The sequence below is a fragment of the Ruegeria sp. ABV3_008 genome (assembly GCF_056161185.1).
This window is the reverse complement of the sequence record NZ_JBSWYP010000012.1, coordinates 113058-135268: the sequence shown is the minus strand read 5'-3', so window position 1 is coordinate 135268 and position 22211 is coordinate 113058. Positions and strand designations below refer to the sequence as shown.

Below are 22211 nucleotides of genomic sequence, written 5' to 3'. Positions count from 1 at the left end.
CAGCCATTCACACACCGCACAGCGAACGACTGGAACGAGCCCAAAGTGCAGTTTTCTGCGCGATGCCCCAACGACTGCAATGCGCAGTTAGCAGACATTGCAAATCTGCAAAGTCCACTCACAATCCGCCAAAGGCGCGATCCTGATCGATAGCCGATTTTATCAACCTCCATGCGCCTTCAAGGCGGAAACTCTTTTAAAGGCTTGTGACGCTTGTTTAGAGGCTGAGAAGCATTGTTCCTTTAATGTTGACGGCAAAAAATCAAAAGCACTTTTGGCCATAAGTGAATTCATTCGACGATCTCCACCATGAGACCTTCCGGAGATCGAACCACCGCTTCATAATATCCGTCGCCCGTTTGCCTCGGTTTGGACACTAACAGCCCAGCGTGTTTGAAGCGGTCTGCGACCTCATCAACTTTCGATACACTACCTACTGAAAAGGCAACGTGTGCCCAACCACCTTCCTCGTGCAAGCGAGGCTTTACCCATGGTCCTTCCATTAGTTCGATACGAACGTCATCGTTTGGCAGCGTGGCGAAGCGGGAGGTAAAGCCGGGGCGGTTCACGCTCTCATACCGGTCGCTGAGTTCCGCTTCGAAAAACTCTACCCAAAATTTCGAGGAGCGCTCCAAGTCTGTTGTCCAAAGAGCAACGTGGTTCAATTTCATCCCAATCTCGCTCGCATCTATTCAGTATTGACGGACGTCGCATAACAGCCTATGCGGTTTTTTGCAATATTCTGAAGGTTTCTGCATGAATCTGAATGTCCCAGACACTCGTCAACTCGAACTGGCCCGGCGCTTGCAGGAAGGTCAACAAGTCATTGCGGTCGAGGCTGCTCAAGAATTTGACGTTTCAGTTGATACGATCCGGCGGGATATTCTCGCCCTCGAAGCAGAGGGAAAGGCCCAACGCGTTCGCGGTGGTGCAGTGCCTTTGTCCACTCCGGCACTGCCGTTGCATAAAAGACTGTCGGGAGATGTCGCGCCTGACGCGAAGCTGGTATCGGCCGCTATCCGAGAGATCGGCAGTGCGGCGACACTCCTGATCGATGGAGGCACGACAACACTTGCCATAGTCGAACACCTGCCCCACGAAGAGGGTCGCCTTGTGATTACACCGTCGCCCTGGATTGCGATTGCCTGCCAGCAAAAGAACGTTCCGGTCTATGTTTTGGGTGGTAGCCTAAGGCCGCAAGGCGGCATTGCGACAGGAGACACCGCAATCGAACGAGTTGGGGATGTCACGGCAGATGTTGCCATTCTGGGAGCGTGCGGATTGGATGCTGAGTTCGGTTTAAGCTCGGACGATGCAGAAGAAGCCATGATGAAGAAGGCAATGCACCGCGCCGCGAGCCGCACTATTGTTGTGACTAATCACGCGAAGATCGGCCTCAGAGCCCGTCATCGAACAGTAGCGCTCCCAGAGATAGATGCCGTTGTCACAGATTCACACAACGCGACAACAGATTTGATCGCATCCCATACGCGTGTGGTGACCAAATGAGCGATAGTTCTCGTGTAAGTGAACCGACCCCGAGAATTGGCCGGCCGACTGATTATTCGGCGACAAACTCGGCGCGTTTAGCCACACGTTTGGCCTTTTTTACGGCGGGTTTTTCTTTGGCCTGTTGTGCGCCCCTTTTCCCCTTTTTCAAAGAATCCGTTGACGTCGACAAAACTCAATTTGGGTTACTCCTGCTTTGTCTTGGATTTGGATCCATAATCGCTATGCCGGTTACCGGTGTCTTGGCGGCGCGCAGTGGAGCGCGTCCACTTATTTTGCTTGGAGGCTATGGTTTGATCGCCATGCTTCCCCTTCTGGCACTATCGCAAACGCCAATAGCTTTGGGTGCAGCTTTATTCGTTTTCGGAGCGTCACTTGGGACCATCGACGTCGCAATGAATGTACATGGCGCGGAAATTGAAGCTATCGAAAGTCGCCCCCTTATGTCGAACTTTCACGCCCAATTCAGCATTGGTGGGTTTTTGGGAGCTGGTTTGGTTACACTGTTGTTGTCATTCTCCATCCCAGTGCTGACTTGTTCCATTCTGGGGGCTATCGTGGCGTTGGCTGCTATGCTGCTGGCCCGCTCCCGGTTTTTGGAGGTCAGTGGCAAAGATCCGGAACCCATTGTTGTTCCGCGTGGGATTGTTTTGCTTTTGGCCATTTTGGCCGCAATCACGTTTTTGGTCGAAGGTGCCTTGCTGGATTGGGGCGCTCTTCTGATCATTGATCTTGAACTCGCCGAACCCGAGAGCGCTGGCGTGGGCTATATCCTGTTCTCAATCGCAATGGTACTGGCCCGCCTGACTGGTGACCGAATTGTTGAGCGATGTGGCGAATATCTCGTGCTGATGGTTGGCGGATCACTCGCGATCATTGGGATCGCGAGCATTCTTCTGTCGATCAATTCGGTTGTAGCCCTGCTTGGGTTCGTCTTGATCGGGCTCGGAGCCGCAAATCTGGTGCCGATCCTATTCAGCGTTGCTGGACGTCAAAACTTGATGCCACCTGGGATTGCTATCGCCTCGGTTACTACTACGGGATACGCAGGCATCCTTATGGGGCCAGCGTTGATTGGTTTCATATCTGGGGCATCGACGCTGGCGACGGCATTCTGGATGCTTGCGCTGCTAATGGTATCTGTTCCGATTTTCGCGAGACTGGTGGCAAAAGTCTGAACCCAACATAGGCAATAGCCGCGATACGTTTCATCATTATCTACGTACTGTTTCCAGTATCATGTTTCGCGTATTGACGTCGTTGTGGAAAATCCTGTCGGCGAAAACTCATGCCATACGCATTTTAGCGACGAGCCGTTTTGCTTATTCTGGTTTTCCCAACTGATCGCGCGCAACGGCTCGGAGAAAAAGCGTATGAGTACTCGCGACTGGGGCGGCGAAAACAACAGTATTGAGGCTGTTAACCCTTCGGCTCGCTTCACGTCCGCTAACTCAACTTGGTGAATAAAGATCAAGCACGGATAGCACACGTGAACGAGTCTCACGATCTTTCACAAAAAAATGTTCTACGACGCTGCGGGCAGGGAAGTCTGGCCAAGTGTCCAACATTTCGACAATTGCCTTCTCCGCCCCCACAGTATTGCCTGTTTCGTGATAGGCGGTGGCGAGCAAAAAGAGGCTTGGCGGACTCACAGGATGGCCTCGCTCTGCTGCTTTAGAAAAGGCATCGATGACTTCACCATAGTTCTCCAACATAAGTTGTGCAGCCCCATAGATGTTGTTGTATGCGAAACGACCCACGCCTAGTCGAGACCGTTGTGGATTAGAAACTTCGGCCATTAACACAGGATCATCTACAACTAGGGCCGTGATGCCTATCAGATCCAAAGTATGTCCGTCTTGAGGGCTAAGATCCAAGGCAATTCGGGCACGTCTAAGCGCTCCTTCACTATCTCCAGTCACAGCAAGGGTCCAGCCATGAGCGGCTTGCGACCAACCATCCAAGGGATCTAGCGTGGTAGCGCGTTCTGCCATTTCCAAAGCTTCAGCAACTAAAGCGGTTGAAGCGTCAGCATCGCTTGTCAGAAGTGACTTAAGTGTGAGCACCTGGGCCGAACCCGCATAACCTGCAGCAAGTTGCGGATCGAGGTCAATCACATACTGAAACGTTTCCAAGTTAATGGCTTGCCGTCGGAGGTCGAACAAAGGAAAAAACAATCCCCGTGTTTGCTCAGCTAAGTTTGCAGCCTGAACACTGGTGAATGACTTCTCCCGAAGCGCAGCCAATTCTGCGGGGTTTTTATTGGTTGTGAACTGTGTGTTCGATTGGGAACCGCGTAGTCCAAAATATCCTAGGACACATGCCAACAAAAGCGTTGTTCCGATGAGCGGTAACAGGAGTTTACGACGCCAGAAACCGCCAGAGTGCGATGATGCCGACTGGCTTTGCCCGCTACTTGGCTTCGTCGCGACGGATGGTTCAAATTGTGGTCGATACCCCCCGGTTTGCATAGTTATGCGTAAAGGGTCTGATTTGCCCGCGTCACTGTAGTAGTTCTCCAAGGCACGCCTAAGGCGACGGGCCTCAACCCGAACGAGATTTAGTGCCCCACCGGTCTCGTCAAGCTCCTTATCGTAGACATCAGTCGCGATAACTTTGCCCTTTATGGAGCGCCCATGACCGTCAAGTTCCTGTTCGACAATGTATCTTAGAAAGGACTGCAGCCTGGGTGAGCCAGAAAACTCTGCGGATGAAAGGACCCGCTCAAGTGCTCGCCTAATTTCTTCAGCCTCTACCATTTCCCCAGAGCCACATCCATTTTTTTATTTTTTTCAGTGTTTTAATGACCATCCCGCCTCTCTGAATCTAAGCTGAACTCACCCCTAGCTCACCGTAACTCACTTTCTTTCCGCTCCACCCACCTTCTAACATATTGGCTAAAGTGAATACAAAAAGGCCACACTCAACCATGAACTGCAGGGAACTCCACGCCCTCATACCTGAGCATTCCGAGGCGGCTCTGTCCCGAGCGCTAAGGAACGAAAATGTACGTGAGGCGGTGGAAGACCTTGATGAAGTTCTCAAGCATGTAGCCCTCTCACCAGAAAAGTCTCCTGTGCGAAAAGAATGGGAGACTGTTCGAGACGAACTGCTGTCTGAAATTCGACGACTTACGCAGAGGCTCAGCGATGCTAGTTGATATCGGCGATGGTTAGGAAACGCAGGTCCTTGTCTTCAGGAACCAAGAAAAAACAAAAAACTGTGCACCAAAAAAACTCTCGGAGGATCCAAAAATGAGCCAATCACGCAACCCTTACGGGCAACGCCCCGGCGGTGGCATTACGCTGCCGGAGTATTTCCGGCCGACACCCGGCTGTACAAGCAACAACTTTTTCCCACCCAACGAGCTTTTGCCAAAAGGCGAGATGCGGATTTGTTTTCCGGGTAGCACGCCTTGGCCTCCGACGATGGTACAGTCCGGCACATGCATTGTCTTGGAGCTGGGGAACGGTACTCCATTCCCGCGCCGCCTGTTCTTTGATTTCGGCAATGGCTGCGTAAGGAATATTATTCAGCTTGGCATTTTGCCGCCGATGGTGCGCGACATCTTCATCAGCCACTTGCACGTCGACCACTATGCAGACCTGCCCTACTTCATGCCGTTCCGCGCATGGTCGGGAGGCTGGCGTAACGGTTTGCGCATTTTCGGCCCATCAGGTGACCGGCCAGAGACGGGCACCCAATATATGGTCGACAAGATGCATGAGATGATGACATGGCATCTTGAGAACTTTGACCACTGCCCGATTGGCGCCGGCTACGACACCGAAGTTGTTGAGTTCGACTACAAAGACGAAGGCGGTGTGGTTCTGGAAGAACCCGGTTTGAAAGTCACGCACTGGGCGCGAAGCCACGTGAAAAGCGGTGCGTCAGCATATCGCGTGGATTGGGAAGAAGCCGGATTGTCCTTTGTCTGGACAGGCGACGGGCGCCCTGATGAAAGCACAATCGAGTTTGCGAAAGGCTGCGATATTTTCGTGACCGAAGGACAAGCCGATCTACCGCAACTACTCAACTACAAATACGGCACGCCCAAAGAAGTTCTGGAATTCACTCTGGATACCTACCACACGCCTTACTATGCGGCGGGATATCTGATGAACGAAATTCAACCTCGGGCCGGTGTGATCTGCCACTACACCGAGGAATCGGCGGGCGAAGCCATCGCGGAAATTCGCGCGCATTGGGATGGTCTATTCCTCTTTGGTGGACCAGACACCAAGGTAATCAACGTCACAAAGGATCGTATCTGGGAACGTATGGCCCTGCGTCCGGAAATGCCGGCGATGCAGCCACCAGATCCCAGAACGATACCGTTCCCGGATGGCGAGATGCCGGATTACATTCAGATTCCGAAACCGCGTTTGCCGCGTGAGGAACAACAGGATGCCTTCCTGCGGGAACGGGAACTAGATCCAGCTCTCTACATGCCTGAGGACGTACTCCGTCCACTGACGCAGCACTACGACGAAGAAACTTTCCGCTTCGACCTCCACGCCCTGATTGCTGCGCGCGATCATACGGATTGATCTGATACTGACTAAAAAATACGCGCCGCGTTTCTGAGCTACGCGGCGCGATCACAGTTCTTGCAAAGGATGCAGCCATGAACAACACCCCAAAAGAACCTGTCCCGCTGACGATCTTAACAGGGTTTCTGGGTGCGGGAAAAACTACTCTGCTGAACCGGATCTTAAAGGGTGATCATGGGTTGAAAATTGGCATTCTTGTGAATGATTTCGGCTCGATCAATGTCGATGCAGAACTGGTTGTTGACGTCGAAGATGGGATGATTAGCCTCGCGAACGGCTGCGTCTGTTGTCAGATCCGAGATGATCTCGTTGAGTCGGTCGCAGCGTTGATCGAGCGTGATGATCCCATTGAGTACATATTGCTTGAAGCCAGCGGAGTAGCAGATCCGGCAAGCATCTATATGACCTTCGTGGATTCAGCATATCGCGATCTGATACGGCTTGACAGTGTGACGTGTGTCGTCGACGCCGATCAAGTCTTTACTTATGACGACCCGGACCTTGCCAAGCTCAAGCTGCAGCAGATCGGATTTGCGGATCTTGTAATCCTTAACAAAGTTGATTTGGCAGGAGTCGACGAAACTGCAAAGGTAAAGAGGTGGATAGACGGCTTCTTCTCAAGGGTTCGCATCGTTCCTGCCGTCAAATGTAACGTTCCACTCGAAATCCTGCTGTCTGTCGGTCGTTTCGATGTTTCTCGCGCAATGGCTGATCAAGCGCATAGCCACGACCACGAACATCATCATAAGCACAATCACGGTTCTTTCTTTAGCACCTGGAGTTATACGCGCAACGCGCCATTGCAGCGCAGAGCATTGGAACGAATGATCAAGAGAGAACTGCCTTCAAATATCTATCGCTGCAAGGGATTTGTTTACCTGGATGACGACCCGAACAGCCGTTATTTGCTGCAAGTTGTCGGGCGGCGGGTCGAGTTGACAAAAGACCGCCCTTGGGGGGGCGAGGATCCGGCAAACCGGATCGTTGCCATCGCACACAAAACAACTCTTGATCAAGCGCACTTGTGTGAGTTGTTCGATGCTTGCTCTGGTTCGTCTGTCGGGAACGAAAATAGCGAAGCTGTAACTGTCGCAACAGGATAGTTACCATGCATGAGTTGGAAATCCTGATCGTTCAAGCGGCGAGCTACATCCAGGTTCTATTCGAAGCGGCGAGCGTCATCGTTGTTGCCGCTGGAGGCATCGCCTTTGCACGAGCGTTCATTATGCATCGGAAGTCGGATGCCGAGCCTGTCGCACGGCGCATCCTTGGAAAATACCTGATTGTGGCGCTCGAACTGCAACTAGGCGCGGATATTATAGCGACTGCAACAGACCCAACAATCGAAGAATTGGCGAAACTGACAGCCATCGCCTTCGTCCGAACTTTTCTCGACTATTTCCTCGTTCGGGAAATTCGCGAGGAGAGAGTCGAGGATAAACCAAGTGAAACCTGATTTGCTAACTGAGGCCTCCAATGGACTTTGACGACGAGGACATGCTGCAGCGTTCTAACAATCAGTTGGCCGGCGAACGAACAGATCTGGCGTTCGAGCGGTCCCGGCTCGCTTCGGACAGGACGACCATGGGATATATGAGAACGGCTACGTCGCTCGTTGGTTTTGGCTTCTCTATACCCGCACTATTTAGAATTTTGACTGATGTACCTGGGTTGGAAGAGGTTCCGATAGAACATGCACGTTTTGTCGGATTATTCATGCTGATACTGGCAGTAATAATGCTATCTGTCGCCATCATACAGCAAATTACTTTTCTTAAGCGGATCTCTGATATCTCCGGAAAGCCATTTCCGATTTCACCTGCGCTGGTCTCAGCCGGGTTGATCTTGGCGGTCGCTATTTACGCTACGATCAGCATCCTTTGGAATGTGGAACCGCTGTGATGGAGTCGCCGCTGCCGTTTGAGCAATCCGTCACCCTATTCATCCATATCTTCATTACTCTGGCCATGCTTTGCATCGGGATGAGTGCAACGCTGCGCGAAATGGGTGCTGCGGTTCTGGAACGCGAAAAGCTCACGCACCTGCTTGCTGCAAATGTCTTTATACCGCCCGTCATTGCAATCCTGATTATCGGGATTTTCCCCCTACCCAGACCGGTCAGCGCCGTTTTGTTTTTGTTAGCGGTCGCCCCCGGCGGCATCAACGCTGTCCAGTTTTCGACCAAAGCGCCGGGACAAGTCAGCGCGGCCGGGGCCCTGCTGGTTTTACTTTCAATCATCGGCTTGGTTCTTGCGCCGTCGGCCGCTCAGGTCGTTTTGCCAACCGCCGCGCTGGAACGTGTCGCTTGGGACCAACTAATGATCCGCATCGTGGGTGTGATCGGAATTCCCTTGCTTCTTGGGATTTTGATCCGACGATTTTACCCGGATGTCGCCGAGCATATATACAAACCGGCGATGCTTATTTCGACAGTCTCCTTCATTGCATCTGTCGTAGCAAGTATCAGCATCCGGCAGGAAGCCGCTGTTGGATTAGGACCTTCGAGCCTGATCGCGATATTGGTTTTCATTCTGTCCCTAATGGCGCTCGGCTGGTTTTTAGGCGGCGAGAATAAGGAGTATCGGCAGGTACTTGCGACCTGCACAAACCTTCGCAATGTCGGTCTTGTCTATCTACTTGTGGATGCGTGCTGCTTTGATCCGGCCTATTCAGCGAGCGTTCTGGCCTTCATGATGCTGATGGTTCCAATCAACCTTGTGTTCACTATTGCCTGCGCAGTGGCAAGAAAACGGCATAGCCAATCTGGTAGTGATGACAGAGGCTCCGATACATGACGATTGGGCGAACGACATCGCGAAAATATCTTGCAACCATGCTCGCTATAGCTGCTTCCACTTCTTGGGCTCAGACCGGAGAAGACGAAAAACTATCGGATGATCCAACAAAGATCGTAACGAAAATCGGCGTTCGTTATAGTGACTTTGGCACCGTATTCGGCTCGGTTGCTTTCGGGCCCGTAACGAAGATCAATGTCTCGGTCTCAGAAGACGATCAGTGGCGCGTTGGTGGCTCTTATCTCTTCGATTTTGGAATAGTTAATTTCTCAGCGTCCGAGCAAGAGCTGGAAGGTGGCGTCAAACAAACGCAATACGCCATAGGGACCTTTGTGCCGCTTGCCGCGTTGGGCGTTCAGCCTAAAGGATGGCTTTTGTTCCCGGCACTGGGAGCAAACTATACTGACGGTCGGATCGGTAATAGCGATATTGAGTTTGCTGATGCCTTTCCCGCTGAAATTGCCAGCAAGGGCGGTTATATCGGTATACTTGGCCTCAAGCCATTGTCAGAACGATGGGTTGTGAAGACCGGTGGTGTCCTATCTGCCGGTTCCAACGATTACTCTGGGTACACCGTTGGTGCGGGCGTTACCTTCAATGCGTCGCCGAACGACAGCATCAGCGTATTTGGCAGCCATATCGACAACACTTTCGGAACACGTGATCTGGTTGGCATCAGCTATACGCACGAGTTTTGACGGCAACTGAACAAAAGAAACACAGTGAGGGCAATTCACGATGCTCATTATTCTCGGTCTTTATTTTGGTATTGTTTGGCTGGTTTTTGCGAAGCTCAAAATCCTGCCTTGGAACGGGTTCTTCAAGACGGTCGTGTACGGTGGAGCTTTGGTCATCGCGTTGGTTGTTGTTGGAGCCTTAAACCACACGACACCATCCGGGACTGTGTCCGTGCAAGGTGCTGTCATCAACATTGCGCCGAACGTATCCGGCCCAGTCACTGAAGTAGCGGTCACGGCAAACCAACCGGTGGCGAAGGGTGATGTGTTGTTTCGAATAGATGATACCACCTACGCGGCTGAAGTTGCCCGACTTCAAGCCTCGCTCGCATCAGCACAGTCCGCAGCAGACCAGTTGCAGACAGACTATGAGGCGGCGCTTGCAGAAATTGATTCTCTTGAGGCCCAACTTTCTTTCGGTGTGCAGCGTCGCGATGACATCGTCCAGCTTACCGGACGCGGTGCCGCGGCTGAGTTCCAATTGCAGGAAGCCGTTTCAACGATTGAGCAACTTGAAGCCGGGCTCCGAGCAGCACAAGCGCGTAGGCAAAGCCTTGAACGACGCATCGCGGCTCAGGTCGACGGAGTCGACGTCGGTGTCGTTGAAGTTCAGGAGGCGCTGGCCCAAGCTGAGTGGGCATTGCAGCAGACAGTCGTTCGTGCGCCGGATGACGGTGTTGTAACGGCGCTCTCACTCCGCCCAGGCAATCGTGTTACGACGTTACAAGGCGCCGTGAATTTTCTACTCCCTTCAGATCGGCTGCTCATAGCGGCGTTGCCGCAAAGCAGCTATCCCAACGTGGCGGTTGGCGATACGATCCGGATTGCTTTGGGCACTATGCCAGGTCAGGAATTTGAGACCACAATACGGTCAATCCCTCCGGGAACACGAGAGGGCGCGTTGGACACGAGGGGCGGGCTGCCTAGCCTGCGCGAACTTACAGGCGCGTCGAGCTACATCGTTACTATCGATATCCCAGAAGGCCTTCCGTCTGATCGTGCACAGCTTGGTACGTCAGGAACCGCATTGGTAATAACCGAAGGGGCTGGCGCAATCTCAGTGCTGGCGGAAATCCTGTTTTGGATCAACAAGAAACTCAACTACATCTGAGCCCAAATTCGACAAAAGGGGCAACCCGGCCTTGCAAACACAGGAAATAATATGCGGCTGATCAGAGTTTGCTTGATTGCGACAACAGTGATTGCACTCACCGTAGTTGGCTTAAGGTTGGCTTTTCCGCTGCCTGAGCAGAATTTTTCGCGGCAAACGCTGAAACTGGACGCCGATTGGGTTGGAGCATTGGGCGAAACCATTCAATATGCCCTTAATCGCAACCCCGGTCTCGACGGAGTTCGGACTTTGGGCGATGGTCGCGCTGCATTTGCAGCCAGGGCTATCCTTGCGAGAGAAGCGACCTCCTCAATCGATGCGCAATACTATATTTGGCAAGATGACGTTACAGGTCTCATGCTACTTGACGAGCTGAGGGCGGCAGCAGAACGCGGTGTTCGCGTCAGACTACTGGTCGACGACAACGGTATCTCAGGGTTGGACGATCTGCTTTCAGAACTAGACACGCTCCCCAACGCGAATGTGCGTATTTTCAATCCGTTTACGCTGAGAAAACCCAAGTTACTCTCTTACGCATTTGACTTCAGCCGACTAAATCGGCGGATGCACAACAAGTCAATGACTGTAGATGGAGTCGCAACGATTGTTGGAGGGCGCAACATCGGCGACATCTATTTCGACTATGGGGGTGGAACGCACTATCTTGATTTAGATGCGATAGCCATCGGGCCTATTGTGGACGAGGTTTCTAAATCGTTCGACGCTTACTGGAACAGTGCATCTTCTTACGATGCTGGACTATTCTTAGATCCTCCAGCCGTACGCAGTCTGCAAGCTAAGGCGGATGCGGCACGGCGAACCGCCGTAGGCGCAGGTTACCAAAAGGCAATTCAGGAAAGTGAACTGGCCGACAACATCGCAGCACATACTCTGAAATTTGATTGGAGCGAGGTTACACTTTTTGTCGACGATCCGGCGAAGGGCTTGGGCGAAGTCAAAAGTGAAGACCTATTGGTCGAACAACTGATCGAATTCGCTAAAAGCTCACGGACCTCACTGGACCTTGTTTCGGCATACTTTATTCCTGGTGAAAGAGGCTCTAGCGTCTTGGAGGAGTTGGCCAAGTCAGGTGTTAGGGTCCGTATCTTGACCAATTCTTTGGACGCGACAGACGTCATGCCGGTTCACGCTGCGTATATGAGTTACAGATATGATTTGTTGAATAGCGGAGTAGAACTGCTGGAGCTACGTGCCTTGCGGCGGGAACATCGCGACAGAAGCCTGCCAGAGATCCTAGCTGGGTCGGCGTCAGGGCTGCATGCAAAAACCTTTGGGGCGGATGGCGAGCGGATCTTTATTGGCTCATTTAATCTCGATCCAAGGTCTGTGCATCTCAACACTGAAATGGGCATCATGATCGAAAGTCCAACGATTGCTGCATCACTAACAGAGCAATTGAACATACCGGAGTTTTCGTATCGCGTTGAACTCAATAACAGAAATGAATTGATTTGGGTTCAAGAAGAACAAGATGGCACAGTCACTGTGCATACTACGGATCCGGAAACCAATGGCCTACAGAGAGGTCTTACTACAGTCGTCAGGTGGCTACCGGTAGAATGGATGCTGTGAGCAGTTTTTTGAATTGGTTGTATTATTGAAAAGGTCATGCTCCCTCTTCCATTCCGTACCAATGCACCTTTTTAGTATTCGACGTAGCGCTATACTGTTTCAGATTTTGCCGATTTTGACCACGAAAGAGAGTGCATGGAGCTAGAAAGCGGATCACGGCCAATCACATATGCTGATTCGAAGGCCGCTTTGTCCGCTTGTCGGGATTTGCAAAGTTCAGTTTGGAAGGTCCGCTTCGGGCTGCCTCCAGTCGTAGACACGTGAGGTAGCGAAGGTCGACTACGAGCCCATATTTGCAGGATGCTGCACCCTGTACCAATGTCCGCTCCCTGGGCCGAGGCCAAAAACGTGACAAAATCAAACCGAGTTTTGCCAAGGGTTTGTGGCGCAATATTTTTCAATGATAACGGCCGCATCTCCGCGGGTGTCAAAAACGACTGTTTTTGACACTATAGCCGCAGCGGTGCACACGCAGGGGTTGCTATCGGGCTTGGACTTCATCGACAGCTGCGAACCCATTTTCCGGATGCTGTGCTTTGTATGGAAGTCGGGTTCTCAAATCGTCCTGACAGGCAAGACCAAAATACATCGCATCACTTAGCGGGCGGTGCTATTGTCGTGTTGGGGAGAACGCGAATGCCTACATTTGACAGTGAAAACGCTGCGAAGCTGCACCGCGAGTTGCATACACACTTGCCGTCAGACCCTGTGCTCAGGGTCAAGACATTGGAAAGTCTTGCAGTGGAACGTGGTCTGGTCGCGCCTGAAAGCCTCGACGCTTGGATTGAAGCCTATTCCGAGCATATCGGACCGAAACGCGGGGCGCATGTAGTGGCGCGGTCATGGCTTGATCCGGGATTTCGGACACGCCTGTTAGATGACGCGGCAGAAGCCATCAAAGAGTTTGACTATCAGGGGGACGCGAGTGCTCACCTGAAGGCGGTCGAGAACACCGACACGCAGCACAACATGGTCGTGTGCACGCTATGCTCTTGCTATCCCTTTTCGATCCTGGGGATGTCACCGGCGTGGTACAAATCGACCGAATATCGCGCCCGCGCCGTTCGAGAGCCTCGCAAAGTGCTTACTGAGTTCGGCGTGGCACTCCCTGAAGATGTGGGCGTCCGCGTCTGGGACAGCACTGCCGAGCTTCGCTATATCGTTGTCCCGCAACGGCCCTTGGGAACCGATGGGTGGAGTGAGGAACGCCTGGCAGCCCTTGTCACCCGAAACTCCATGATCGGGACAGAGCGAGATTTGAAGGCGGAGGCGGGCTGATGGACGGCATTCACGATCTCGGCGGCGTTGAGGGTTTTGGCCCGGTGCCCGTAAAGAGCGGCGACAAGGATTTCCGCGACTTGGAAGATTGGGAAAAACGCGCCTTTGCGTTGAACTGGTCGCCGATTGCGCCCGGAAGCACCATAGACTGGTTTCGCCACGGGCTCGAACGCATGGTGCCTGCTGACTACCTTGCCTTTTCCTACTTCCAAAAGTGGTGCACCAACGATCTGATAAGGATGCTCGATAACGGCACGATAACACTTGAGGACGTCAAACGCGGTCACGTACAAAACCCCGTTGCGCCGCCTCCTTCCATGACCGTTGAGGAAGCTGTGGCGGATGTGGCCGCGTCGGATTTCAGTTTTGAGAGAGACACGTTGCAGCGGCCCGCTTTTTCCGTCGGAGACACGGTGCAAGCGCGGCGTCATATCAATGCAAATCATACCCGCCTTCCGCGGTACGTGCGAGGTCTAAAGGGTGTGGTACTTGCCCATCATGGTGCGCATGTGCTGCCAGACCGCAATGCCGAAGGTGTCGAGGTGCCGGAACATCTTTATACGATTGGCTTTCGCGCCGTTACATTATGGGGCGAGGATTCCGACCCACGCGACGATGTCACACTCGATTTGTGGGAAAGCTACCTTGTTCCAGCCTGACGATCCACTTGCCCCACCCCAGCCGGTCTTTGATGAGCCTTGGCAGGCGCAGGCGCTCGCCCTGGCAGACAATTTGGTCCAAGCCGGTCATTTTACCGCGACGGCTTGGGCAGAAACGCTTGGCCAAGAATTGAGAAGCGCCGAGCGCAAAGGGGCTCCAGATGATCTTGACACATATTATGCAGCAGTCCTGAGTGCACTTGAAACGCTCACAGAGAGTGCCGGTATTTGCGAGGAGACCCGCATGCAGCGTCGCACCGATTGGGAGACCGCATACCATCGTACCCCTCACGGGAAACCGGTTGTGCTCTAGACTGGAAGGCACAGCGAATCAACTGCATGCTAGCGCCAAAGTTGATCTCAAGTTAGCGCTCACAAACGACCGTTTTTGACACTCGGGCCGTAGCGACGCAAACGCTTGAATTGTGGTAGGGCTGCCGGTTCAGTCACAGAAGCCAAGTCGGCGCAGACAAACTTGCCGTGCGATGATAACTTCAATGGATGACACAAGAAGACGTTTCCAAGCTTGGCGGCTGCATGTGCGGCGCGGTCAGGTATGAGGTTTCCGCCGAACCATATTATGTGGCCGTTTGCTCCTGCACCTTCTGTCAACGGCTCACTGGCTCCGACTACAATGTCGAGAGCATGTTTCGGGAGCATCAATTTCGCCTGACCGAAGGCCAAACCAAGAAGTACACCTACATATCCGATGGCAGCGGACAACAAGTTCACATTCATTTCTGCGGAGACTGTGGCACCTCGATGTTTCTGAGGCCAGACAGGTTTCCAGATTGCGTGGGCGTCTTCTCGGGCTCATTCGATGACCCGAACTGGTTTCGCCGCGATCCCGAAACGGTTGGGTATTTTTTCACCTCCGAAGCCCCGCGCGGGATGCTCATTCCAGCAGGGTTTAATGCCTATTCAGGCCATGCAAAGGCGCTTGATGGGTCGATGAACGAAGCCACACGTCATGCGGAGACATTCATGGTGGGACGGCCAGAACGCTGAGGCGTTTCGGGGCGCGCGGTTCGTACCACTGTTGTCATTGGGGGTTGGTATGCCGGATACATTTCTTGGAGGCTGCAAATGCGGGTTGGTCCGATACTCAGGCATGCGTGCGGACGCACCGATGTTTCGCTGCCATTGCCGTGATTGCCAACAACTCACAGGCTCGGGTCACTCAGAAATGGTGCCATTGATCCGGGAAAGCTTTGAGATCAGTGACGCCTGCAAAACGTATGAAATGACCGGAGGATCGGGTAGATCGACGTATAGCGGATTTTGCCCAAACTGCGGGTCGCAACTAACCCGGCGCAGCGAAAGAATGGAAGACCGGATATATGTGCATGCGGGATCACTGGATGACCCGTCGAAATATGCTCCGGAAAAATCGATCTACTCTGACGCGGCACAATGCTGGGACGGTACAGTTGTCGAAAGCGATTGATCCTGGCTCGCTTATGATTTCGTTCCTGTGCGCACCAGAATCCCTCTAGAAGCCGACAAGTTCAGCGACGGTTCCATCGGGCAAGCGGAAGTGCACCCAATGGCGACCGTCTTCCGACTGGATGTCGGTAATCTGTTCAACGCCAATCCGAGTCAACCGCTCCCAGGTTGTTTTGAAATCCGGAACGGAGAATCCGACGACGGGGCCAGTTGTAAAGAAGCTGTGGAAATCGTTGCCGTGGCTGTAAGCCTCCAAACGCGTCCCGTCTGACAGAAAATACCCGACCTGATCCGAGGATGAATCTGTTGGAACCATTTCGAGACCCTCTTCAAAAATCTCGCGTAAGGAGTCCAGATCAGTCGAACGAAATCCGACGAAACCGACTTTTTCAACGGGCATCGCTCCCTCCAAAAAATGCAACTCAAAGCCTACATCAATCACTTTTCTAGGACGAGGTATTCCACGGTCAGATCACATAAGCTGCCATTGGCGCAAGTGCAGCGAATTGGCACTTTGTCCGCAGAACGGCCGTTCAGCCGCAGAGCAGCGAATGGCTACTTCGAGCCCAATGCAGACCTTTGCGGGATACCCGGCGCGAGACTGGGTGGACTGGCTAGTCAGCCATCTGATGAATGCTAGGGCGCCGTTTTGATTGCCATGCAAACACACAGATTGTACTGCAAATATCACTACCGATTCAGGGAGCATTTGCCATGTTAAATTGGCCGGAACCTTTTTCAATCGAGGGGCTGCATGTTACGGTCGAACCTCTCTCACAGCTTCATCATGATGACCTCGCTGAAGCCGCAGCCGATGGGCAACTTCATCGCCTTTGGTATACCATGATCCCCAAGCCGGAGGGTATTCACGCAGAAATCGAACGCCGTCTATCTTTACGTGAAAACGGCTCGATGCTTCCTTTTGCGGTAATCGAGAACTCTACAGGTCGCGCCGTTGGCATGACGACCTACATGAATATTGATGCCTCAAATCGTAGGCTTGAAATTGGTTCAACTTGGTATCGACAGTCGGCACAAAGAACTCCGCTGAATACGGAATGTAAGTTACTGCTATTGCAGCACGCATTTGAGGAACTTGACTGTATTTGTGTCGAGTTCAGAACCCACTTCATCAATTCTAAAAGCCGCAGAGCCATCGAAAGGCTTGGAGCAAAACTTGATGGTATCCTCAGGTCAAACATGATCATGGCAAACGGAACAATCCGGGACACCGCTGTGTATTCCATTATTAAGTCCGAGTGGGCGACGGTAAAAGCTAATCTCATCTGGAAGTTGGAAAAACCAAATCCCTAACATCAACTTGGAACGTCCATCGGCTTTTTGATATTTCGATGTCCGCCTTTTGTTTCTCCGTAAAATAGATCCGACGTCGATACGCCATTCCAACACTCCATCTTTACTCTCAAAGTGAAGTGTTGCGTCGATCCATCGAGACCGCCGGACAAAGCGGTCATTTTAAAGAGTTGAGTTTGGCGCTTGCAGCGAAGAAATCAAGCACGTGCAGAAATAACGCGATGAACGCGCACCGGCATATTGATTACTGCGTTAAAACGATGCCCGTCTCAGCTTCAAGTTTTTCTGCGTCGACGGTAATTATGCGTCCCGTTGCGTCGGTGCTGATGACGCCGCCTCCAGACTGATGCAGTGACTTGAGGAATTTCAATACTTCCGGAGATGAACCGATCTTGAAATGCTTCAGCGGGTCACCGGACTTAATGTTGGTCAAGTCAAATACGGCAACCTTCAGACCACCAAGCTCAGACACGGATTTGATATCACCGACCCTATCTCCCTGACGCCGAAGTTTTGCTGAGAGGCTAAGCGCCAGATCATCATTTGTTGTCAGCAAGATGATGGGTATACCTTGCGCCAGGACAGGTTGTGCCTGCGTGCGGAAAACATCTATGTCGAGGTCCGCAGATATCAGGATAAGAGCCCGGATTTTCCGCAAAACCGATATTTGATTTTGCTGAGCCAATTCACGCATGGAGTCCATGGCCACGAAATTTCCCATGGAGTGGGCAACCACCAGATAGTTCGTTAGACGCGACTCTGACATGGCGGCGAGGGTCTCCTTGAATGATCCACGGGCAAACAATGCGCTTTCACGGTCATCAAGGTATTTCAAAACGCGGCCAGCAGACGGCCACGAATACACGATTTCGACCCCTTCGCGTCCGGTATCTTCTGCGAGGGCGGTTGCGCGTATGACAGCTTCGGCTGAATTGGTATTGAACCCATGGACGAAAACAAATCCTTGACGGTCATCGACGGCGCGTTTGCCGACCTCTTCATTTATGGCCCGCACAAATGCCTGTTTGCCTTTCAACCGCACGGTAGAAGAGACCAGGAACTGCGTGTGCGGATCAACATCTTGTCCTTTAGGGTACCTCACTTCCCCGATTTCCCGCGCTGGCGGTATCGAGATGACAAGTTTGGAATAATTGGTCTGATCGGAACGGGTTTCAGTAAAGAAATCTGGCGCGGGTGCATGCGCCCGGGAGGCCGCGACAAGGATCGTCCTTTCGCGTGCCGGCGTTGCAGCATTTGGCAACAGGGCCAATGTTCCGCGTTCACCGCAGCCGCTGATCATTGCGGCGGCAACGACAACCAATACAGTCAAACTGCGCATGGCCATGTCCTTTTTTGAAGCGCTAAAAACAATTGATTAGTCGCGCCAGTACGTCAGCCGTCAGCCAGAGGCCGATACACGCGGTGCCTCGGTGTCGTCCGCGGTGGCAATAACATCGTCTGAACGATCCACTTTTACAGTACGTTCAGCAAACTCGATACCGTTGTTTGCAAAGCCTTGCTGAACCAGCCTGTAGACTTCGCGGCGGATAAGAAACTGTTCGCCAGGCAGGGTTGTGAATTTGATACGTACGGTCAGCCCGTAGAGATCGACGCCGTAGATACCTTGAAACTTAACAGGAGAGAGCATTTGCGGACCAAAATACTCATCCTCTTCGATTTGCCTGGACAGCGCCTTGATGACTTTCTTAACTTTGAGGATGTCCGTGTCATGCGGGACCTGAAACTCAAGCTTTGAGATGACCCAGTCCCGGCTGAGGTTCTTGACCGATTGAATGGTGCCGTAGGGGAGCGTTTGCAGCGCCCCCCGGTGGTGCCTGATTTGCATCGATCTCAGAGAAATCTTTTCGACGGTGCCGCGTGTCTCGCCGATCTCTACATATTCTCCCAGCCGAAAGGCATCGTCTATCACAAAGAAAATGCCCGCTAGAATATCCTTCAGGAGGCTCTGTGCCCCCATTCCCAATACGATCCCGACAATGCCTGCCCCTGCCAACATCGGTGCAATTTTGACCCCAAGCTCTGCAAGGGCGACAAGGATCGCAATGATGACGGTAAAGGTGATAAGGATTGCCCGCACTAAGGGGATAACACTGAGACCGCGTGACAAAGGCGCATGATCAGGGTCGGTGGTTTCCTGCCGGGCATTACTGGTCAACAGGTAGTGGCGCAGCACAGCGAGCATGGCGAGCGACAACAAGCTGCCGCTCAGCAGGAACAAAAGAACGCGGGTTGTCGAGGTGATCTGCTTTGTTTCGCCATGAAGCAGGATGCCGCCAAACACGACCTCTGCCACTACGAGGACGGCCGAGCCAAACCCAACCAGCCACCAGTACAAGGTGCTTGGTTTTGCCAATTCAGTATCCCCCTCTCTTCAAAAAATGCAGCAAGCGCTGCGTCGCTAGTACATCATTGCACGCCGGTAAGTGCGCTGCCTTTCGCGAGCTAAATACGTCATGCCCCTGGCTTTCTGGAGAAATAGAAAATCTGCCTCGCCGTCTGAGGTGTGTTCTGCTTTTATTGGAGAGCGACGGTGGCGGCCAGCAGCGGTGCCTCACCAATGCAAAGCTGGCGCCGGGTTGTGATGGTCTCATGTTTTTTCGGGTGATCCTGCATAACATCCTCCACGGAATTCATCATTGACAGGACCCCGTCGGAAACAGAGCCCTGTTAAGGGGTTAGTCGCTCGCGCGATGCATTGCGTCTTCCAACCGTTTCTTATCGGCGTCCGAGAGTTCCGGCCGTTCGATTTTCAACGTCAGTTTGTCCAGCTTTGCAGTCAGGTTGAACGGCGGTTTGTAGTCGTTGTCGTAGACACCTGTTAGCGTATCCTGCCCGATGTCGAACGATTCATCCCATTGCAGAATGACCGGGATGGTGTTTTTCATCTTCTTGGTTGAAACTACCTTGCCATCCACGCTCAGGGTGCCGGTTCCACTCTGTCCGATGCCACTGGCGTCGCCATAGGCCAGCGTTCCGTCACCCAATCCGTCATATTTGAAATCGAACTCGACGGTATGTTTACCTGGTGTCAAAGCGTCGTTACCCTGCCACTGGATGCGCTTAAGATTGAGCATGTTCCAAGTGAAGGTCGGTTTGCCGTCCTTGAGGTAGAACCCGTAGCCCGCGAACCTGCCGCCAGAAGTCACGATCATACCCTCCGCGCCGCCTTCAGGCACCTCGATCTCGGCCGTGAACGTATAAGACGAATTCAAGATACTGGGAGAGTCGCCCTGAGGCACACCGATCATGGGTTGCGTATAGACAAACTCGGTGCGGCCTGCGGTGATGCTGGGTCGCGGCTTGGCGAGGCGCGACGTCACAGAGGCATCCAGCGGGAAAACCTGGTATTTTTTGGCTTCCTCGATGAAGATCGCTTTCAGTTCTTCCACCTTCTCCGGATGATCCTTGGCCACGTTCTTTTGCTGGTTCATGTCCGTTCTGAGATCATAGAGTTCGAACTCCTGATTGTTCAGCGGGTCGGGGTTGGGTGTCTTGGGGGTTTCCCATGGCATCCGGTTGACCTTGGTGCTCAGGAACCAGCCTTCGTGATACAGCGCCCATTGGCCCATCATCTCAAAGTACTGCGTACGGTGACGACTTGGCGCGTCCGCATTCGCCTTGTCGAAGGTATAGGCAAAGCTTGTGCCTTCAATTGGTGACTGAACGATGCCGTCCACCTCGAGCGGTTCAGCGATACCGGTCACTTCGAGAAGGGTCGGGACGACATCGATCACGTGCAGGAACTGATCGCGCATCCCGCCTTTGTCGGTAATCCCTTTGGGCCATGATACGACCATGTTCTGACGCACGCCACCCAGCCGGTTGGCATTTTGCTTGAAGTAATCGAACGGCGTGTCAAAAGCCCATGACCAGCCTGCGGACATGTGGTTGTACGTCTCTTCAGTGCCCCAAACATCATACCATTGAAGTTGGGTCTTGGCAGGCATGGCCGAGATACCGTTGAACCAGGCAACCTCGTTCGGCGTTCCCATGGGACCACCCTCGGCGGATGTCCCGTTGTCACCGTTGATGTAAATGACCAGCGTGTTCTCCAACCGTCCCAGATCGTCGATAGCATCGACAACGCGGCCAATCTCATGGTCAGTGTAGGCCGCATAGGCGGCAAAGACCTCAACCTGCTTGACGAACAGTTTTTTCTCGTCATCGCTCAGTTGATCCCATGGCTTGATCTTGTCAGCGGGCCATGGAGTCAAGGTCGCATCCTGAGGGACAAGCCCCAGCTTCTTCTGGTTTTCGAATATCGTCTGGCGCAGCGCCTCATAGCCGTCGTCAAAGAGGTTCATCGCCTCAATCTTCTCCACCCATTCCTTGGTCGGGTGGTGCGGGGCGTGCGTTGCACCAGGCGCGTATTTCACGAAGAACGGCTTATTGGGTTCGATTTGGGTCAGACGTGAAATATGCTGGATCGCATCATCCGCCATACCCGTGATCATGTTCCATTCCGGATTTCCGTCATAGGGGTAAATCTGGGTCGTGTTGCGGAAGAGATTTGGTTGCCATTGGTTCGCGTCTCCGCCAACAAAGCCATAGAAATACTCAAACCCGAGGCCTGTGGGCCATTTGTCGAATGGTCCCGCCTGGCTGGCGGCGAAAGACGGCGTGTTGTGATCTTTACCAAACCACGAAGTTGCGTAGCCGTTGTCTGATAGTATCCGGCCGATGGTGGCCTTATTTTCAGGTATAATGCTGTTATAACCGGGGTAGCCGGTGGACTGTTCGGAAATGACACCAAAGCCGACTGAATGGTGATTGCGACCTGTGATCAAAGCCGCTCTTGTGGGCGAGCACAAAGCGGTCGAGTGGATATTGGTGAAGCTCAGCCCTGCTGCAGCAAGTTCGTCCATCGTATCCGTCGGGATTACCCCACCGAAGGTGCTTGGAACGCCAAACCCTGCGTCATCAAGGATGATAAGCAGAACGTTGGGTGCCCCCTCCGGCGGTACCACGCGCGGTGGCCAGTACTCGGTTGACTTGAGCGCTTGAGGTTCAATTTTGCCGCCAAACTCAGACGGTGGCGGAGGTAGTTGTCTGCCGTCAATTGTGGTTGTGGCACCCGGCGATCCTAGCGGGGCTTCGGTCTGTGCATGGGCACTCAGGCTCACGCAAGACATAGAAGCTATTGCTACAGCCAGTGCTAGATTTCGATGTGTCATACTCTGTTTCTTCCCTTCGAT

The 22211-nt window shown here is 52.9% G+C and carries 22 protein-coding genes; 16 read left to right on the top strand and 6 right to left on the bottom strand.

Annotation, left to right across the window (positions count from 1 at the left end):
- Positions 1-290: 290 nt before the first annotated feature.
- Entirely contained in the window at positions 291-671 is a 381-nt protein-coding gene (locus ACXAH8_RS19030; protein ID WP_170576221.1) for a VOC family protein, read from the bottom strand.
- Positions 672-732: 61 nt separating this feature from the next.
- Here ACXAH8_RS19030 and ACXAH8_RS19025 point away from each other — a divergent pair, with 61 nt between their 5' ends.
- Both ACXAH8_RS19025 and ACXAH8_RS19020 read left to right on the top strand, forming a co-directional pair.
- Complete coding sequence (locus ACXAH8_RS19025; RefSeq protein WP_475220222.1) at positions 733-1509, top strand: DeoR/GlpR family DNA-binding transcription regulator; 777 nt, start codon at positions 733-735, stop codon at positions 1507-1509.
- Positions 1506-2687 carry an MFS transporter gene (locus ACXAH8_RS19020; RefSeq protein ID WP_475220221.1) on the top strand — a complete coding sequence of 394 codons (1182 nt, stop codon included), beginning with the start codon at positions 1506-1508 and terminating at the stop codon, positions 2685-2687. The genes ACXAH8_RS19025 and ACXAH8_RS19020 overlap by 4 nt, the downstream gene beginning before the upstream one ends.
- 273 nt (positions 2688-2960) lie before the next feature.
- On the opposite strand, the gene ACXAH8_RS19015 is transcribed toward ACXAH8_RS19020, so the two are convergent.
- The gene (locus ACXAH8_RS19015) at positions 2961-4268 is read right to left on the bottom strand and encodes a tetratricopeptide repeat protein (RefSeq protein ID WP_475220220.1); all 1308 of its coding nucleotides are present in this window, start codon (positions 4266-4268) and stop codon (positions 2961-2963) included.
- Between the two features lie 495 nt (positions 4269-4763).
- On the opposite strand from ACXAH8_RS19015, the gene gntH reads away from it, so the two are divergent.
- The 13 genes from gntH to ACXAH8_RS18950 all read left to right on the top strand — a co-directional run bounded on the left by gntH (position 4764) and on the right by ACXAH8_RS18950 (position 15682).
- A complete protein-coding gene (gene gntH, locus ACXAH8_RS19010) occupies positions 4764-6059 on the top strand; it encodes a guanitoxin biosynthesis MBL fold metallo-hydrolase GntH (RefSeq protein WP_152456705.1) in 1296 nt (431 codons plus the stop codon).
- 77 nt (positions 6060-6136) lie between these two features.
- The gene (locus ACXAH8_RS19005; protein ID WP_475220219.1) at positions 6137-7165 is read left to right on the top strand and encodes a CobW family GTP-binding protein; all 1029 of its coding nucleotides are present in this window, start codon (positions 6137-6139) and stop codon (positions 7163-7165) included.
- Positions 7166-7170: 5 nt separating this feature from the next.
- A complete protein-coding gene (locus tag ACXAH8_RS19000) occupies positions 7171-7518 on the top strand; it encodes a DUF1622 domain-containing protein (RefSeq protein WP_152456707.1) in 348 nt (115 codons plus the stop codon).
- Positions 7519-7538: 20 nt separating this feature from the next.
- On the top strand, positions 7539-7964 hold the full coding sequence (locus ACXAH8_RS18995) for a YidH family protein (RefSeq protein WP_475220218.1): 426 nt from the start codon (positions 7539-7541) through the stop codon (positions 7962-7964).
- The gene (locus ACXAH8_RS18990; RefSeq protein WP_475220217.1) at positions 7964-8857 is read left to right on the top strand and encodes a bile acid:sodium symporter family protein; all 894 of its coding nucleotides are present in this window, start codon (positions 7964-7966) and stop codon (positions 8855-8857) included. Before ACXAH8_RS18995 ends, ACXAH8_RS18990 begins: the two co-directional genes overlap by 1 nt.
- A gap of 38 nt (positions 8858-8895) precedes the next feature.
- On the top strand, positions 8896-9555 hold the full coding sequence (locus tag ACXAH8_RS18985) for a hypothetical protein (RefSeq protein ID WP_475220216.1): 660 nt from the start codon (positions 8896-8898) through the stop codon (positions 9553-9555).
- 40 nt (positions 9556-9595) lie between these two features.
- The gene (locus ACXAH8_RS18980; RefSeq protein ID WP_170659168.1) at positions 9596-10705 is read left to right on the top strand and encodes an HlyD family secretion protein; all 1110 of its coding nucleotides are present in this window, start codon (positions 9596-9598) and stop codon (positions 10703-10705) included.
- A gap of 51 nt (positions 10706-10756) precedes the next feature.
- A complete protein-coding gene (locus ACXAH8_RS18975) occupies positions 10757-12298 on the top strand; it encodes a phospholipase D family protein (RefSeq protein ID WP_475220215.1) in 1542 nt (513 codons plus the stop codon).
- A 636-nt stretch (positions 12299-12934) separates the two neighbouring features.
- Complete coding sequence (nthA, locus tag ACXAH8_RS18970; RefSeq protein WP_475220214.1) at positions 12935-13576, top strand: nitrile hydratase subunit alpha; 642 nt, start codon at positions 12935-12937, stop codon at positions 13574-13576.
- Positions 13576-14235 carry a nitrile hydratase subunit beta gene (gene nthB / locus ACXAH8_RS18965; RefSeq protein ID WP_421597041.1) on the top strand — a complete coding sequence of 220 codons (660 nt, stop codon included), beginning with the start codon at positions 13576-13578 and terminating at the stop codon, positions 14233-14235. The genes nthA and nthB overlap by 1 nt, the downstream gene beginning before the upstream one ends.
- Complete coding sequence (locus ACXAH8_RS18960; RefSeq protein WP_475220213.1) at positions 14192-14548, top strand: nitrile hydratase accessory protein; 357 nt, start codon at positions 14192-14194, stop codon at positions 14546-14548. Before nthB ends, ACXAH8_RS18960 begins: the two co-directional genes overlap by 44 nt.
- Before the next feature lie 188 nt (positions 14549-14736).
- A complete protein-coding gene (locus ACXAH8_RS18955) occupies positions 14737-15243 on the top strand; it encodes a GFA family protein (RefSeq protein ID WP_475220212.1) in 507 nt (168 codons plus the stop codon).
- Positions 15206-15682 carry a GFA family protein gene (locus ACXAH8_RS18950; protein ID WP_475220211.1) on the top strand — a complete coding sequence of 159 codons (477 nt, stop codon included), beginning with the start codon at positions 15206-15208 and terminating at the stop codon, positions 15680-15682. The genes ACXAH8_RS18955 and ACXAH8_RS18950 overlap by 38 nt, the downstream gene beginning before the upstream one ends.
- 45 nt (positions 15683-15727) lie before the next feature.
- On the opposite strand, the gene ACXAH8_RS18945 is transcribed toward ACXAH8_RS18950, so the two are convergent.
- Positions 15728-16081 (bottom strand): VOC family protein, encoded by a 354-nt coding sequence (locus ACXAH8_RS18945; protein ID WP_475220210.1) that lies wholly within the window; start codon positions 16079-16081, stop codon positions 15728-15730.
- Between the two features lie 314 nt (positions 16082-16395).
- Between ACXAH8_RS18945 and ACXAH8_RS18940 the strand changes: the two genes are divergently transcribed.
- Entirely contained in the window at positions 16396-16995 is a 600-nt protein-coding gene (locus ACXAH8_RS18940) for a GNAT family N-acetyltransferase (protein ID WP_475220209.1), read from the top strand.
- Between the two features lie 244 nt (positions 16996-17239).
- Here the strand turns inward: ACXAH8_RS18940 and ACXAH8_RS18935 are convergent, their stop codons facing one another.
- The 3 genes from ACXAH8_RS18935 to ACXAH8_RS18925 form a co-directional block, all read right to left on the bottom strand.
- Positions 17240-18334, bottom strand: a complete 1095-nt coding sequence (locus ACXAH8_RS18935) for an alpha/beta hydrolase (RefSeq protein ID WP_475220208.1) — start codon at positions 18332-18334, stop codon at positions 17240-17242.
- A 60-nt stretch (positions 18335-18394) separates the two neighbouring features.
- Positions 18395-19369 carry a mechanosensitive ion channel family protein gene (locus tag ACXAH8_RS18930; protein WP_475220207.1) on the bottom strand — a complete coding sequence of 325 codons (975 nt, stop codon included), beginning with the start codon at positions 19367-19369 and terminating at the stop codon, positions 18395-18397.
- Between the two features lie 322 nt (positions 19370-19691).
- Complete coding sequence (locus tag ACXAH8_RS18925) at positions 19692-21983, bottom strand: arylsulfatase (protein WP_475220206.1); 2292 nt, start codon at positions 21981-21983, stop codon at positions 19692-19694.
- Positions 21984-22211 lie beyond the last annotated feature (228 nt).

What these genes read in the sequence shown, in the direction of transcription:
- ACXAH8_RS18985 (WP_475220216.1), top strand. Translation starts at nt 8,896, where the DNA reads ATGCTCGCTATAGCTGCTTCCACTTCTTGGGCTCAGACCGGAGAAGAC.
- ACXAH8_RS19015 (WP_475220220.1), bottom strand. Translation starts at nt 4,268, where the DNA reads ATGGTAGAGGCTGAAGAAATTAGGCGAGCACTTGAGCGGGTCCTTTCA.
- ACXAH8_RS18990 (WP_475220217.1), top strand. Translation starts at nt 7,964, where the DNA reads ATGGAGTCGCCGCTGCCGTTTGAGCAATCCGTCACCCTATTCATCCAT.
- ACXAH8_RS19020 (WP_475220221.1), top strand. Translation starts at nt 1,506, where the DNA reads ATGAGCGATAGTTCTCGTGTAAGTGAACCGACCCCGAGAATTGGCCGG.
- ACXAH8_RS18945 (WP_475220210.1), bottom strand. Translation starts at nt 16,081, where the DNA reads ATGCCCGTTGAAAAAGTCGGTTTCGTCGGATTTCGTTCGACTGATCTG.
- ACXAH8_RS18980 (WP_170659168.1), top strand. Translation starts at nt 9,596, where the DNA reads ATGCTCATTATTCTCGGTCTTTATTTTGGTATTGTTTGGCTGGTTTTT.
- ACXAH8_RS18935 (WP_475220208.1), bottom strand. Translation starts at nt 18,334, where the DNA reads ATGCGCAGTTTGACTGTATTGGTTGTCGTTGCCGCCGCAATGATCAGC.
- ACXAH8_RS19000 (WP_152456707.1), top strand. Translation starts at nt 7,171, where the DNA reads ATGCATGAGTTGGAAATCCTGATCGTTCAAGCGGCGAGCTACATCCAG.
- ACXAH8_RS19030 (WP_170576221.1), bottom strand. Translation starts at nt 671, where the DNA reads ATGAAATTGAACCACGTTGCTCTTTGGACAACAGACTTGGAGCGCTCC.
- ACXAH8_RS18950 (WP_475220211.1), top strand. Translation starts at nt 15,206, where the DNA reads ATGCGGAGACATTCATGGTGGGACGGCCAGAACGCTGAGGCGTTTCGG.
- ACXAH8_RS18955 (WP_475220212.1), top strand. Translation starts at nt 14,737, where the DNA reads ATGACACAAGAAGACGTTTCCAAGCTTGGCGGCTGCATGTGCGGCGCG.
- gntH (WP_152456705.1), top strand. Translation starts at nt 4,764, where the DNA reads ATGAGCCAATCACGCAACCCTTACGGGCAACGCCCCGGCGGTGGCATT.
- ACXAH8_RS18960 (WP_475220213.1), top strand. Translation starts at nt 14,192, where the DNA reads ATGTCACACTCGATTTGTGGGAAAGCTACCTTGTTCCAGCCTGACGAT.
- ACXAH8_RS18995 (WP_475220218.1), top strand. Translation starts at nt 7,539, where the DNA reads ATGGACTTTGACGACGAGGACATGCTGCAGCGTTCTAACAATCAGTTG.
- ACXAH8_RS19005 (WP_475220219.1), top strand. Translation starts at nt 6,137, where the DNA reads ATGAACAACACCCCAAAAGAACCTGTCCCGCTGACGATCTTAACAGGG.
- nthB (WP_421597041.1), top strand. Translation starts at nt 13,576, where the DNA reads ATGGACGGCATTCACGATCTCGGCGGCGTTGAGGGTTTTGGCCCGGTG.
- nthA (WP_475220214.1), top strand. Translation starts at nt 12,935, where the DNA reads ATGCCTACATTTGACAGTGAAAACGCTGCGAAGCTGCACCGCGAGTTG.
- ACXAH8_RS18975 (WP_475220215.1), top strand. Translation starts at nt 10,757, where the DNA reads ATGCGGCTGATCAGAGTTTGCTTGATTGCGACAACAGTGATTGCACTC.
- ACXAH8_RS18940 (WP_475220209.1), top strand. Translation starts at nt 16,396, where the DNA reads ATGTTAAATTGGCCGGAACCTTTTTCAATCGAGGGGCTGCATGTTACG.